We start from the raw sequence: 14,136 nt of genomic DNA, 5'->3' as shown, positions 1-14,136 counted from the left end.
TCAAATATTTTATCATATTATAAAATAATATCAAAAGGACTCACATTTTGGCTATTATATTTTGAACAATGTGGCTGATAGTTGTAACTATTATATCAGCGGTATTGAATTGCACTTGTGATCATCATTGGTGATTATCATTGTTGATACTAAACGATACAACAAACTGGTTAAGAGCTGAAAGGTTGGATCGAATCCTAATTTTTGGTCTGCGAAGATCAATAAAGAGGTGGTTTATATCTCGAACTGCGGCAAACGTGCCATTCAAATTCAGAAACCGATTTCTTGGTTTCCATTTTCTCTCGCTTCTTAGGTAGCACAGCCACCATCATAACGAATTTGTAACCATGATGTGGACTCAAAGTACCGCCATCACTCTCTTCTAAGCTAATTTTGGCTGCTATGGAAATCCATGAAGCTTATTTCTAATCGTTATTACTCCAACCGTCCTATCTTACCCTAAATGAGTATTGAACCTCTTCCCATTATTGCCTACCGTAACTATTGATCAATCGTACAGGACTAGTAAGAAAAATTGGCAACTACCAATTTGAGAAAATGAAATAAAAAGATAGAACTTTGAAACTTAATGTAGGGTCAAAGGTTCGAATTTGCTCCCATGGGAGCCAGCGGATATCGACTATAAGAAATCCTCATGATTAAAATGTATATCACAGCAAAGCATATATCTTTGCACTATATGTGAAATAGTAGTATAGAATCATGATGAAAAGTCAGACTTTAGTCGTGACTGTTATAGCAGCACTAGCTGTCATGTCTACCGGATATGCATCCATACCGATGGCTCACGCACATGGGGTTCAAGCACAGCTTCAGAGTCGATTTGTAAGGATTTTAGATGAATCATTTTCAGCGCAAACAGTTCATACTGGAGATACGGTAACTGTTACAGGTACACTTCAAAGCCTTGTCAATACCCCCTTAAGAGCATGGTTATCGCTATTCAGCGACTCTACAAATGCGGGTAATAGATGGGAATTCCTTGCAAGGGATCCGCCAGGCAACATCTTTACGATCAATCCGCAGCAATCAATACCATACTCTATCACGGTTAGAGCATTAGAACCCGGAATCTATCACGTCCACACGCAGCTTAATATTGAGCATATAGGACCAGGATTAGGCCCAGGCCAAACAGTTCAGGTCACAGGTCCGGCCATCTTGAAACCAGTTCCTTGGGGTAATGTTGCCTATCAGGTAATACTCATAGGTGCAGGCTTAGGAGTAACATTCGCTACAAGACCCTGGCAAGTTATCTAGAAAATCGATCTTTTTCTTATTTCTTTTTGCATTTTTTATTGCTTCAGATATAGTGCTCTTCGTACATCACTGGCATATTGCCGACATAAAATTTGCTTACAACCTAAATTCTACGAATTTCTTTAACGCCTGACATATAATCTTGAAGCACCGTTGGGACTTCAATAGTGCCTTTTGAAGTTTGGTAATTTTCCATGATACATGCGATGGTTCTTTCCGTTGCCACCAATGTACCATTTAGGGTGTGAACATACTGAGTCTTTTCATTTGTTTTGTCTCTGAATCTTACGTTGAGCCTACGAGCTTGGAAGTCTGCACAATTTGAACAAGATACAATTTCCCTATAACTGCCCTGAACTGGCATCCACGCTTCGATGTCAAAGGTCTTGGAAGATGTTTTTCCTAGATCTGCTGAACAGAGAAGAACAGTTCGATATGGTATACCAAGGGTTCGATAAAACTCTTCTGAAATCGCTAGAATTTGTCGGTGTTGCTGTTCTGATTGTTCCGGTTTGCAATAGACAAATTGTTCGACTTTCTCAAATTGGTGCACTCTAAAAATGCCCTTAGTGTCTTTGCCGTGGGCGCCTGCCTCTTTTCTAAAGCAAGGACTAGTACTAGCGTACCGCAGTGGTAAAGTCTTCCCACCAAGGATTTCGTTCATATGCATCGCGGCAAGTGAGTGTTCCGACGTTCCGATCAAGTACATGTCTTCATCCTCGATTTTGTAAATCATATCTTTCAAGTCTGAAAATATTACAGCTCCATCCATAGCTTCTTTCCTGATTAGGTATGGCGGCTGCGTAAGTATATACCCTCTTTCCACCAGAAAATCCAGAGCATAATTAACTAGAGCCAAATTCAACCTAACCAGCTCGTTCTTTAAAAAATAGAATCTTGCGCCTGCAATCTTTGCGGCGCGTTCGAGATCAAGCAGATCAAGCGAATTAGCAATATCTACATGATCTTTGAGGGCAAAGTCAAGATCCCTAATTGTCCCAGTATATCTCAGTACGACGTTTTCTGTTTCATCCTTGCCAATGGGAACCGACTTATCAATGACATTTGGAAGGGTCATCATTGAACGCCTAAACCTATCTTCCAGGTCTCGAAGCTCCTTTTCTAAATTAATGAGTTCTTTACCTATTATTCCCATGTCTTCTCTATCCAATGATGGATCTGCTTGATTCTTGACCTTGTTAGATATGGCGAGCGCAGACAGGTTTTTTTTCCGTCTAAGCTCCTCTACCCGAACAATCAATTTTCTGCGTCTATTATCCAGGTCAATTAAATCGTCCAAGGGAAATTCGTATTTTCGATTCTTTAACATAGCTCTGAGAGCTTCAGTGTTTTCCCTCAATAGTTTAGGATCAAGCATTTGCGATCACATTCACACCTATGGAGATATGCTCTAGTATTTCATCCACAGTGTTTATTATTTTCCCGAATCCACCCTTTGATGAAAGTTTGATAACCAAGGTATTGTCATAATCAGTTAACATTTCCATCGATAAACCACTGGGAAAGTCAATATTATCTGGCTTGAGTGACTTCAATAATGCGTATAGCTGTTTTTTTTTTTCAAAACTTAATTGAAGCTTAATAGATATTTCAGGCGTAGTTTTTCGAATTGAACTCAATTATTACCCTCTTTATGCACGATAAAAAATCATCAAATCTCACAGATGGAACTCTGCAAATTTTGCACAGTCTCTTATTGATTCGTCAGAAATGTCATGGAATGCCCGTGCTACACATTTGGCCCCAAGTCTTATTAATGTTAATGAGACAATGCTAGCCGAAACTAGACCATCGACATCACTGTGTGCAAGAATATAGGCATTGTAACCTTTTTCGGCTATCGATTTGATCTTTTCGCAAAAAGGCTTCGATGAACCGTCCGTACATTTTCCAGTCTTACTCGAGCTGAGCAATGACTGAAGCGTATTTCCAATTTTTTGGGATTTTCTCATGACGTTTATAATATTTTGATAGTCTGTGAATCTTGGCTTCAATCAGCTCAAGCGAACGGACATTCCTATGATCAGAATTATGTGTTCTCAGGTGTCTTTGTAGTGCTAATGCTTTCTGGACTAACTGGTTTAAGTCCTCAGGCATATCTTCCTTAATTCCATTTTCACGTAATATTTCTGAAAGCGTCTTATCTACGGCTACTTTTAATAGAGCTACACCATACTCATCGCGCAAACTATTGCCTATAGCACTAGGTTTAAGGCCTTCTTTCGATAATTTGACAACTGTATCGGTAATCTCAGCTGGGCTTGATGCAAGCCATGGCGATATGCTTTTCGAAGTAGGCCGAACAGAATGTGATTTCCCACGGGTATGAGCGTGTATGCGAGCCATTTGCTACCATGAACTCACGCGTATGTCTTAAATGTTACTCAATAGAGCTCGAAAGCAATTTGACATTTACTCTTGCTTATTTTGTGCTACTACCTGTTGCTACGATTTGCCTAATTGAAATAGGTGGGTAGTTTTGTCGCTTGGACTACGCTACCTCATTCATCCTACACTTAAGGTCTAGTCGCTCATTGGGAGACCGGGGACACCAATGGGTCTTGATACTATCTATAGTGTAACTTTGTCATCGTTGTTGAACAAAGTAAAATTAAAATGTCAAACAAGAAAAAATGTTGGTAAGGAACCAAGGCGTAGATAATGGCTTCGATGTCAGTCATCAAAGGTGACATCAGACTTCTATTTCATTTTGAGGTAATCTATTGATAGACCACATAAAGCAAACCCCCAGAACATCTTATATGTTGAGGATAAAATCAGCGCCTAACCAATGGCTAGATGTAGAAACACATTGAAACTAATCATAATCAGCATTTCGTTTCCATGGCAATCCCCGTGCATAGTTTATTGAGAGCAAATGGAGATTAACCAGAAACGACCTCAAAAGGATATGGCTCAGGTTGAATCGCAATTGAACTTTGGAATTCCTTGCAACACGGATTTGGCCGAGCATTTATTCCCCAATGCTGCTTGATCGAATCACTGGATTTTTTCTGTGTTTGCCTGAGATCACCTTCAGTTCGCCTACTTCTTAATTGCTTTAAGGCAGCGAGTATAACACTGACGGAGATATGAAGATCTAGTCCGCCAAGGGTGCTCAATCCTAGCATACGAGTTTTTTCCAACTGCCAAAAAGTTAAATAATCGGGAGCAGGAATAAGTATTACAATGAATAAGCCAATTTTGATGGCTGCAGTTGCATTAGTTGCATTGATTGGTTCCTCATTTGCCGTTCCAGCATTTCAAATGGCAAACGCACAGTACACGGGTGGAGGTGGGCCTTCTGGCGGCATTGAGCAACAGCTTAAGCTGGCTAGGGAGAAGGTTTCGAGTTCTCAACAGTCTGGTGCCTATGGTTCTGGTACTCCGATGCTCGGAACCTCAATTAATTCAACGTTGCTGTTCATCATCATACTGGCAATTATATTCGGTGGCATCTCGGCTGCATTCTTCATAAGGTCAAGGTCACCTACAAAAGAGGCTACCAGCTAATACCTCAATTTTTTTAAATCCCCTTTAATTTTTCTGTTTGGCGAGTCTGCACTTTCGATAGGACAATTCGCGGTAGTTTTAACAGACCTGGACCGGGGGATAAGTTAGGACCAAAATGTATATATCATAGATTTCGAATTTGTATATTGATAATGAGCGCTCTCCTAATTCTAGTGTCAATGATCAGCACGGCTGTTAAAGATTTGCTTATGCAAATTGGACCTCAATACGACCCACTATTCTATGATGTATCCATATACATCTTTGGCACTATGCTGTTCGCGGTGTTCCTGTTGAGTGTCATCGCGTTCTGGCTTAGAAGAAAGGGTCTTGGTGGCGGTTCTGCTAAAGAGAAATGGATGACTGAGCTGGAAAGGTACTTTGAACGGGAACAGATAGGTCAAATCCCCGACGAAAAACACCACTGGTAAAATCGTACAGCTATTTATCCCACAAATTTCTTTTATTTTGTCGTTGATTCGCTCCATTTTGTTCCCATTTGTTATTGGTATAACAAGCTAGCCATGCAAATAATTAGAAAACTAGCCCTTTGATTATCAAGCATCTTCCACTTCCTTCTCAACTTTCTATGATATTGATTCGTGAAGTCTAGCTAATATCGAGGTGCTTTCAGAAGTTATATTGTTTCTGCCTTTACAAGATGGCAGGTAGGATAATACATGCCCTTCCATCAAGATCGACTAGCTATGATCCATCTTTCCATTTATCATTTTTATTGAATCAACGGACTGCGAATAGTAAGGATTTATCACTCTTGTGATTAACTGCCGAATGAAATGCTGGATTCTTGGAACTACTCATAGGAACCTAATTCCTACGGCTCTAAGTATCAATTTCTGTTGAATACAAAAATCAAAAAGCTCCATATCGCTGAATCAAGCTCTCAAAGGCTGTAACAAAAATATGATGGATTTTTCTGTTGTATGATATATTGATCAGTCCCAGTTGATGCTGATGATAATTAATTAAGCGTAATTAGGAAGATGTGCCCAGAACGTTTTGGGTCGGTTCGTCGCGAGATCTTCATTGTTCTTCACTCGGTCTGGAGCGGCGATTACTTACCTCATCCCCAAACATGAACTGTGATTTTCCGGCCTAAAAATGTACTACGGATGTGACACCTTAGAGCAAATGGTCATAACAGCGCACGTCTGAATTTCCATGAATCCTTGTCTAATTCTCTTCGCATAGCTTTCAATGTACCTGAAATACGTAGCAAGACTATCGGTGGATGCAATAGCCCTACAACTGACAAAATGCTAGACAACAATTCTAGTTTGCAGCTCATTATTTTAATTTGGCCTCCATTCTCTTCAATGAATCTAATTCGAGCATTCTCAATCGCTACATGACCAAATAACTCACGGCCTCTTTTGCTGATTGCTTCTACAATCTTCTTGCGATCATAGTGACGGTATCCATCCCAGACTGCTATGTACCTCCGTTTGTCCCGCCGGTTAAGCATCTATATAGCACTTTCTTCCTATTTTCATGTCGAGCCAGCTCTCCAGCTCTTTCCAATAGACTACTGGATCTATATCGCAAAGCGATAATAATGTGTCAAAGGAGCGGGCAGCAATCATTTCTCGTGGCGATGTCGCACCACTAGACAGAATAAGCTGGCAACTAGTTGATTTCGAAAGCTTATAAATTTGTCTTATATAGTCGAGCCACTTTCCCACTACTGAACCTTCTGCGCGCCTTAAATCATCAATGAAGATCTCAAGACCTAACCCTCTTCTAACCCTTTTCCTTAGGACAGACCTTACTCTGGGGTAATCCCTAATAGCGAACACATCCAATCCAGGAGAAGAAATTTGGCCAATCTCTTCTGAAACTAACAAATACGGAAAGGTTGTGACGTAAGCAGGACGTGTGTGCAAACGATAAATGACGTTCTTATTGGTAGTGCCGCTATATTCGCTTCCTATCTCATCTATCCCAAGAATCTCAGCAGTTCTAAGCTCTTTCTCGATATCGTTGTTATGGACGCAAAGATCTCTTCTCTTTAGCATTAATTTCTCCTTCTGTATACTGTCGATACTTCTGATTTGTGCTTGACCGTGGCGTTAAACTTAATTCTTACCGAATCGCTTTCTAATAGGGCGAGCCTTCCTTTACAAAGCGCCTGTTTATCTAGCCGTATGTACAAGTTCCCCTTTTTATCTAACAGGTTTGTGAGGCCAGATTCTTCACTTAAAACATTATTAATTTTTGAGTACAGCTCGTTAGCATGTCTTTCGTCGAGATGACTAGTCAAAAATAATATCTGATTCTGCCAATGACCGCTTGCGACTCTAACAAAAAAACTATTTGCGGGAATTCCAAGTAAAGCATTTAATGATCTTAAAATCTTATCTTTGTCCTCGGTGGCATGGATTATTATGCTTATTTCTGCAGCCGAAAATGCTTCCATTTTTGAATCTGGTCGTACCAGCCAATCTAAATATTGTAGGAATACCCTACAAAATATCTCATCGGAGCCATAATTCCTAAAATTAGATGTGATATTTTGGTTTTAGGTTGGTGATTCATCAGAATGTTGTGTGGACATAGACTTTGGTTCTTCAATTGGCTCTGGTTCTTCAATTGGCTCTGGTTCTTCAATTGGCTCTGGTTCTTCAATTGGCTCTGGTTCTTCAATTGGTGCCGCGTTAACACCGATTGTTGGTGTTTTCGGGGTTGAAATTAATTTTGTTTTTTTTATGCCTATATGCCTAAGAGGTGCGATTTTTTTTGCTTCTGCAAGTAGATCTACGCTCATCTTGCCCATCGTTGCTTCTTGAACAAATTGGTCGACATTTAGTTTTGGGATCTTTTCTCCTAACACCTTATGGGCGACCGTCCTAATCTCATGCTTTTTGGATGAGTTAAGCCTTTTCTGACTGAGCGCGATAAGTACTACTCGGAAAGTATAGCCATCCACCGTGGTATAGTCATGCACATGATTTATCATTGAGCTCCCGCGCCGTATCAAACTCCTCAAGAATTCTTTCGCGTATTCGTGACCTTTGAAAATGGTCTTTGCAACTCCTTCGCTCACACTGTCTATTTGTAGAAATACTTTTGTTTGATGTTGAGTTGGATCTTGCTTTAAGATATCGAACATAGTGTTTTCGATAACGCGTCCTTTAGCTGCCTCTGCGATTGTAATCGGTAAATAATTGAGATAATTTTCACCAAATGCTGATGGCGATCTTACGATTACCCATTGTTTGTCTCGCCACTTGTCTCGAACTCGTCCGCCACGCTTACCGCCTTTAACCATAAAATCTAGACTCTACTACCAAAATATAAGTCATGTTCCAGATAAGCTTTGTTACTAGAGGCCTAAGGGCCACGAAAACCACTGGCAACATTGAGAACAGTCATTATCGCTATAATGTAAGTTCAGTGAGGGCATTTACAATTAGTAATGGCGGTAGTGTTGGGAAATATGAATGAATAATTAAATATGACGAGCAGCAAGTTCCAAAAAAAGTCGTGATAAATAAAGCTCTCAGATGGTTCGACGCATTCTTAGGTTTAGGCTACGAGTTTTACGATGTCAGAGCAAAAGTTATTTTGATATTCAATAGTCGAAGTACCCTGCTAAGTGCGTGGAATAAAGTCATTAAATGGTGGCCAGACGACGTAATAAAGATGAGATTTTTGGAGACTAAAGACCTTTATGAATTTATAATGTATGGTGATTCCAGTATTTTAGGCTTTATTTGGGTTTTTGCGAAAACACTTAACGTCTCAGAGCATTTCAAAACGTTCAAGAAAGATTACGATGGGGCAACCTTCCTTCGACTCGCGCTGTATCGACCTAAGAAAAATTCGTACGAACTTGAATTATTTGACTACCAAAAAAGGATAACTGATGTATTATTTTTGAAGGAACCACTCGATGAAACGCAAGATGCTGTTGTTCTGGAGTATAAAAGCCTAATACATGGCAAGCGCCGGCAGCATTAGCTTCATTATTAAAGAAATGTTCGAGCTAGCTAGGCATATAGGCCATTATCAATTTTACCCAAGCACCCCAGTCCAAGTTATAAAATTGCAACGGTTGCCTTATGGGATAATTTGTTATAGTTTTGGCTATCCCAAAATCGTAAGAACGAGTCTTGCCTTTTTTTTCAGCCTTAAATTTCAGGCGCAGGAAATTTACTTTACGCAACGTAACACTACTAACATCAATTACGGATTCTAATGGTACGAGCAAGCTTTTAGAATGTTTACTTATATCTTCGTCGAGCTGAGATTCTGAAAGACCATCTATGCGTGTTACCTTCGCCTGGTCATTACTGAAATACTTTTGCTCTCTTTCTCTTGGAGTAACGAACACCCATTCAGGGATGAATATTATTTGCCGGTCTGTAAGCGCTAGAATACCTTCCTTTGTCTTATTAAAAAAACCGAACAGGCCCAACTCGTTCCCCCAAACTTTGGGCAAGGTGGCTACTATATGCTCGTCTAGTTCCAGATTTACTCTCATAGCATTCTAGTAACAATCTTAATTTAACGGTACAGTGAAGCTCCAGTCTAGTCTCAAGTAACTACAATTAGAAACAAAAAATAATTTACTTGAGCTATGTATGGCCTTCGTCATACTCAAAGCCCATAGTTCCGGCGTGTTTTTTCTCCTTCAATCTACGATATCGATAAGATCGTTCTGCGAATTGTATAGCCGCAAGGATACAGCAGTTGCAATATAAATTGCCCAACCAGCCTCAGACATTAAGACAATATTCTGAAAGCACTATATTAATATTTTGTAGCTAAATGATTGGCGGTGGGCGTGAATCTGTCAAACGAAAGAATTCAAGCACACATCACATGTGTTGTATAGCCAATTTAGGAAGATTATGCAGAGACAATTTTCAAATTCTAAAATTCTGACTACTGCTCACTAGAGGTTGTCTAACCCTGTCCGAGTGGATCATCCATGAAGTGATATTCAAGTATTAAACCCCATCTAGAAACAAACATATCTATCCTCGACTCATGGGGTAAGATTTTGTGAGTTGAGCATCAAGATTACCATGTTTTAGCGATAAGTTTGGCCTAGCATTAAATAATTGTCCTGTCTATACTGAGCAGACATGTATACAATATATGTAATCGAGAAAGTAGTTTAAATCGGATAATGCATGAGACTAGCGATAATTTCAAGCCTGGTTTTGGATTCGATCCAAGATGCGGAGCCTTGGAGGGCCTGCATCTTATTGTGGTCTAACTGCACGGCGCTTCAATTTTGATGTAACACTAGTAACCAAAATAGGTACTGATTTTCCACAACAATACAAGCAACTTTTGCTCGCTGAAAGCATCAACATAGAAGAACCAAAATTAAGCCACAACTTTCCGACAACTAGATTCCGAATTAGTTTAGGTAAAAATGAAAGGGTAGATTCAAGAAGTTTGAGACTATCATCTAAGGGTGCTCCCCTTACCATTAGAGATCTCGAGAACATAAACGCAGAATGCATTCTTATTAGTCCTGTTCTCGATGAAGTACCAAATGACGTACTCCGAGCTGCTATAACTAGTGGAAAAAAGAACGGTTTTGTCATGATCGATCCACAGGGATATACAAGAAGCGTCGATCGAACGGGTTTGATTGTACCGGTGGATAAGGTTTCATTAGATCTATCAGGGGCAAGTGCAATCAAAACCGATCAAATGGAGCTAGCATTGCTTGCAAATGGTCTAACAGGAGTACAAGCAATGCAGCATCTTCAAGCTCGTCAAGGGATAGACTTTGTCATCTCTACAGATTATTGCAGAATACATCTTGTTTGTAGCAGAATGCATTACTGGATAGACTTTGAAGAGAACTATTATCCAGATTCAACTGGTGTTGGCGATATCTTGTCTTCAGCATTCTGTTGCTCTTACATAAGAGAGAAGGATCCATTATGGGCACTTTCTTTTGGTGTCGGTGCTGTGCGTGCTGCCCTAGAGACGAGGAAAATGGGATTGAACAAAGTTCCTTCGGGATCATTTATAGAACAAAACGCTTCCTATTACTATAATGTGGTTAAATTCCAAAGGCTATAGCATAAAGATCTACTTAGGGATCTTGTCTTAAGATGGTTATTTTTTATCTTATGTAAAATGCATTGCTTTTGTGGGCAATAATGCCAAGCCTCTCCGAATTGACGTAATGAACACTGTTTAAAAACGAGACTGGCTTACCAATATCCATTTATGAAGGCTAAATTATTCGAAGAATGGATATGCAGTTTAGAGGGAAGCTTTTCGTTTTTAACCCGGCTGCCTTCCCATACAAGAATCCTGACATCTCCACTTTTTCTGTTGTTTTAACCCAATTAAACACGGTAAGAACATAGGCAATCTATTGCCAACTTCCCCAAGTCCTATATTATTAGCCCTTCCTTCACTGAAATAATGGAAGGAGAGGTGCTGGTTCATGTTATTCAGCCGCCTTTTAGCTTTAACGACTATTTTACAATTTGATGAGTTTTTTAGGGTTCAAACTTAAATTAAATAAGCCAACTTTAATATTAATAAAATAAACATGAAAGTTGCCATTTCTGCCTCCGATTATAGAGATACTCCATTAGTTTTAAAAATGAGACATACCCTTGATTTATTAAAAATTAGTTCTGAAGTTTTAAAGGACTCTAATCACAAATTGGCAAATGAAGTTGATCTTGTATTAGTTGCAGGCGGGGATAGAGGGATTCTTAATTACTTCCATAAGGTCGTAACTGATTCAGCACCTGTATTGGGAGTGTACGAGTCTGATTCTACTGGGTTTCTTGCTCAGCTGGATGTTAAAGATTTGGAGGCTGCTGCATCAAGGTTAAAGAAAAATGACTACGAAATTGATGAAGTATTTCGATTAGCAGTTAAAATCGATGGAAAGGAAGTTGAACCAGTAGTTAACGACGTAGCTGTGTTCCCCAGTAAAAGTGCAATACTAATGGAGCACGTCCTTAGAATCGACGACAAAGACGTTTGGCATGACAACAGTGACGGAGTGATTATAGCCACGCCGGCCGGATCAACTGCTTACTCCATGTCAGCTGGCGGACCAATGGTATTGCAAAAGTCACGGGTGTTTGTGGTAGTCTCAGTGAATTCCGTCGACAATACACGTCGACCGCTGGTTGTTCCAAATGAGACATTATTAAAAATTTCAAACATTATGAGTAGATATCATTGTGAAGTTGTGTTAGACGGCGGCTCCAGGTTTCATATTCGAAGTGAACTTGAGTGTCAAAAGCATCCATTTCCAGCCAAGTTTGTAAGATTAATGGCAGATTCAGCTGCAGTGTCGCTTATCACTAAGAAGGTCAAATTGGCAGAAGAATTATTGAGCATGCCGCCTAGTGCGAAACTCATTCTCAAAACTCTCGAGTACGAAGGAGCACTCAGTCAACGGGACTTGACCACAAGAACTCTTCTACCGGAAAGAACTGTTAGGCTTTCCTTAAGTCACCTTCTTGGCAGAGGCTATGTAAAGAGAAAAACATCACTGAGGGATGCGAGACAAAGAATATACGAACTCAAGCTTTGAACCTTAATTAGCAATAGTGGTTGAACCTGAACAGGCCCTAAGAAACGCTGCGAAACATTGTTCGGGATTTCCTGGTCTGCTATTAAATTCTGAATGATATTGAACCGCACAATAGAATTTATGCGCAGGGATCTCCAGAATTTCCATCCGCTGACCACTGTCCGAGTGACCAGAGAAAATCATCCCATTAACCTCTAACAACCTGCTATACTTCTTATTAAATTCATACCTATGTCTGTGCCTCCTATATATCCAATTAGATCCATACACACTTTCTGCGACCGTATCTGGAAGTATAGTGATCCTATGACTTCCGAGCCTCATCGAGGCTCCTGCATTATGGGCAGTTTTTTGATCCGGCATAAAGTCGACGACTGGGTCAACGGTGTCGGGATCTAACTCGGTAGAATTCGCTCGCTCTAAACCACATGCATACCTTCCGAATCCAACAATTGCCAACTGGAATCCGAAACAGATTCCAAAATAAGGAATATTCTGTATTCTAGCATAGTTTGCCACGTGAATGATACCCTCGCTTCCTCTCTTCCCAAATCCGCCAGGAACCAAAATGCCGTCAAAAGTCCTGAGATAAGATAACTCTTTAAATTGCTCGCCATTTTTAAGTCCATTTCGTGTCTCTACTTTTTGTTCCATATTCGCTTGATACATCTGGCCGTTCTCAAACTTTTCTGATTCTATCCACTCTATGTCTATCTTCCTTCCCAAATGCGCTGCAGCATGCGACAGGGCGTGGTAAACGCTAACATAACTATCAGGCAATGTAACATATTTGCCCACAACTGCAATCCTCAGACGACCTTTAGCGCTGGCGAAGGAACTGGCGGTTCTCTTCCATTCTCCCCACTGAGGAGAATAATTCTTGATCCTCATTTTCTTAGCGATAACTTTAATCATTCCTTGTTTGGCGAGAACTTCTGGAACCATATAGATAGAGGGAGCATCATGGCATGAAATAACACAAGCCTCCTCCACACTAGCAAACAGCGAAATTTTTCGTCGGGCTTCTGGGGTTAATGGGTTATTACATCTAACGGCTAGAATATCAGGTTGGATACCTATTCTTCGCAGTTCCTGTACACTGTGCTGGGTTGGCTTCGTTTTCTGTTCTCCGACTACGTCAAGCACAGGTGCAAGAGTCACGTGTATAAACAGAGTGTTGTACTTGCCACCCTCCAGTTCCATTTGTCTTAATGCCTCAAGAAAAGGGAGGCTTTCTATGTCTCCTACCGTACCCCCACACTCAACCACTGTAAAGTCTAGATCTTCCTTTGTAGCTATACTTCGCAATTGCTCTTTAATCGCGTCTGTGACGTGTGGAATAATTTGAACACATTGACCCAGATATGCACCTGCTCTTTCTGCATTTATCACACTGGCATATATTCTTCCTGTTGTGAGACTGTGGTTCCTTGTTAGTGAAAGGCCAAGAAAACGTTCATAATTTCCTACATCCATATCACATTCCCCGCCATCGTCTGTTACAAAAACTTCGCCGTGGGCAGTTGGATTCATAGTTCCAGCGTCATAATTTACATAGGGGTCAATTTTTATGCAAGACACCCTAAAACCAGATAGTTGCAGTAATTTTGCAGTTGATGACGCTATGACTCCCTTTCCAAGGCCTGACATGACACCACCAGTTAGAAAAATGAACTTGTGTGCGGAATTGATTTTGTGTTTGAATATAACATCATGATTCATAGCACATCATTCCGAACTTTCCTATGATGTCTAATGCTTGACTG

Annotated in this window: 17 protein-coding genes; 6 read left to right on the top strand and 11 right to left on the bottom strand. The window is 40.3% G+C overall.

Features of this window, described 5'->3' with window-relative positions:
- The first annotated feature begins 723 nt into the window (after positions 1-723).
- A complete protein-coding gene (locus DYY65_RS06240) occupies positions 724-1,281 on the top strand; it encodes a methane monooxygenase/ammonia monooxygenase subunit B (RefSeq protein ID WP_162477115.1) in 558 nt (185 codons plus the stop codon).
- Between the two features lie 103 nt (positions 1,282-1,384).
- On the opposite strand, the gene serS is transcribed toward DYY65_RS06240, so the two are convergent.
- The 5 genes from serS to DYY65_RS06215 form a co-directional block, all read right to left on the bottom strand.
- Positions 1,385-2,659: a serine--tRNA ligase gene (gene serS / locus DYY65_RS06235; protein ID WP_162477114.1), complete on the bottom strand. Its 1,275-nt coding sequence runs from the start codon at positions 2,657-2,659 to the stop codon at positions 1,385-1,387.
- Positions 2,652-2,921: a KEOPS complex subunit Pcc1 gene (locus tag DYY65_RS06230; RefSeq protein WP_162477113.1), complete on the bottom strand. Its 270-nt coding sequence runs from the start codon at positions 2,919-2,921 to the stop codon at positions 2,652-2,654. Before DYY65_RS06230 ends, serS begins: the two co-directional genes overlap by 8 nt.
- A gap of 39 nt (positions 2,922-2,960) precedes the next feature.
- The gene (locus tag DYY65_RS06225) at positions 2,961-3,215 is read right to left on the bottom strand and encodes a hypothetical protein (protein WP_162477112.1); all 255 of its coding nucleotides are present in this window, start codon (positions 3,213-3,215) and stop codon (positions 2,961-2,963) included.
- Positions 3,199-3,648 (bottom strand): 30S ribosomal protein S15, encoded by a 450-nt coding sequence (locus tag DYY65_RS06220; RefSeq protein ID WP_162477111.1) that lies wholly within the window; start codon positions 3,646-3,648, stop codon positions 3,199-3,201. The genes DYY65_RS06225 and DYY65_RS06220 overlap by 17 nt, the downstream gene beginning before the upstream one ends.
- A 539-nt stretch (positions 3,649-4,187) precedes the next feature.
- A complete protein-coding gene (locus DYY65_RS06215) occupies positions 4,188-4,433 on the bottom strand; it encodes a hypothetical protein (RefSeq protein WP_162477110.1) in 246 nt (81 codons plus the stop codon).
- A 58-nt stretch (positions 4,434-4,491) separates the two neighbouring features.
- On the opposite strand from DYY65_RS06215, the gene DYY65_RS06210 reads away from it, so the two are divergent.
- Positions 4,492-4,815 carry a hypothetical protein gene (locus tag DYY65_RS06210; protein WP_162477109.1) on the top strand — a complete coding sequence of 108 codons (324 nt, stop codon included), beginning with the start codon at positions 4,492-4,494 and terminating at the stop codon, positions 4,813-4,815.
- A 152-nt stretch (positions 4,816-4,967) separates the two neighbouring features.
- A complete protein-coding gene (locus tag DYY65_RS06205) occupies positions 4,968-5,246 on the top strand; it encodes a hypothetical protein (protein ID WP_201449366.1) in 279 nt (92 codons plus the stop codon).
- A 725-nt stretch (positions 5,247-5,971) separates the two neighbouring features.
- Here the strand turns inward: DYY65_RS06205 and DYY65_RS06200 are convergent.
- The 4 genes from DYY65_RS06200 to DYY65_RS06180 all read right to left on the bottom strand — a co-directional run bounded on the left by DYY65_RS06200 (position 5,972) and on the right by DYY65_RS06180 (position 8,104).
- On the bottom strand, positions 5,972-6,301 hold the full coding sequence (locus DYY65_RS06200) for a hypothetical protein (RefSeq protein ID WP_162477108.1): 330 nt from the start codon (positions 6,299-6,301) through the stop codon (positions 5,972-5,974).
- Positions 6,294-6,851, bottom strand: a complete 558-nt coding sequence (locus DYY65_RS06195; RefSeq protein WP_162477107.1) for a hypothetical protein — start codon at positions 6,849-6,851, stop codon at positions 6,294-6,296. The genes DYY65_RS06200 and DYY65_RS06195 overlap by 8 nt, the downstream gene beginning before the upstream one ends.
- The gene (locus DYY65_RS06190; RefSeq protein WP_162477106.1) at positions 6,851-7,252 is read right to left on the bottom strand and encodes an RNA-binding domain-containing protein; all 402 of its coding nucleotides are present in this window, start codon (positions 7,250-7,252) and stop codon (positions 6,851-6,853) included. The genes DYY65_RS06195 and DYY65_RS06190 overlap by 1 nt, the downstream gene beginning before the upstream one ends.
- Before the next feature lie 102 nt (positions 7,253-7,354).
- Positions 7,355-8,104, bottom strand: coding sequence for a 40S ribosomal protein S3a/S1 (locus tag DYY65_RS06180; protein ID WP_236561702.1), 750 nt, complete (start codon positions 8,102-8,104; stop codon positions 7,355-7,357).
- Positions 8,105-8,319: 215 nt separating this feature from the next.
- Here DYY65_RS06180 and DYY65_RS06175 point away from each other — a divergent pair, with 215 nt between their 5' ends.
- The gene (locus tag DYY65_RS06175; RefSeq protein ID WP_162477105.1) at positions 8,320-8,796 is read left to right on the top strand and encodes a hypothetical protein; all 477 of its coding nucleotides are present in this window, start codon (positions 8,320-8,322) and stop codon (positions 8,794-8,796) included.
- A 25-nt stretch (positions 8,797-8,821) separates the two neighbouring features.
- On the opposite strand, the gene DYY65_RS06170 is transcribed toward DYY65_RS06175, so the two are convergent.
- Positions 8,822-9,319: a hypothetical protein gene (locus tag DYY65_RS06170; RefSeq protein ID WP_162477104.1), complete on the bottom strand. Its 498-nt coding sequence runs from the start codon at positions 9,317-9,319 to the stop codon at positions 8,822-8,824.
- A gap of 701 nt (positions 9,320-10,020) precedes the next feature.
- Here DYY65_RS06170 and DYY65_RS06165 point away from each other — a divergent pair.
- The gene (locus tag DYY65_RS06165; protein ID WP_162477103.1) at positions 10,021-10,884 is read left to right on the top strand and encodes a PfkB family carbohydrate kinase; all 864 of its coding nucleotides are present in this window, start codon (positions 10,021-10,023) and stop codon (positions 10,882-10,884) included.
- Between the two features lie 481 nt (positions 10,885-11,365).
- Positions 11,366-12,370: an NAD(+)/NADH kinase gene (locus tag DYY65_RS06160; protein ID WP_162477102.1), complete on the top strand. Its 1,005-nt coding sequence runs from the start codon at positions 11,366-11,368 to the stop codon at positions 12,368-12,370.
- A 3-nt stretch (positions 12,371-12,373) separates the two neighbouring features.
- Here DYY65_RS06160 and pyrG read toward each other — a convergent pair whose 3' ends face one another.
- Complete coding sequence (gene pyrG / locus DYY65_RS06155; protein WP_162477101.1) at positions 12,374-14,092, bottom strand: glutamine hydrolyzing CTP synthase; 1,719 nt, start codon at positions 14,090-14,092, stop codon at positions 12,374-12,376.
- Positions 14,093-14,136 lie beyond the last annotated feature (44 nt).

Source organism: Nitrososphaera sp. AFS (assembly GCF_009898475.1).
GTDB lineage: Archaea > Thermoproteota > Nitrososphaeria > Nitrososphaerales > Nitrososphaeraceae > Nitrosopolaris.
This window is presented reverse-complemented; position numbering and strand designations above follow the sequence as displayed.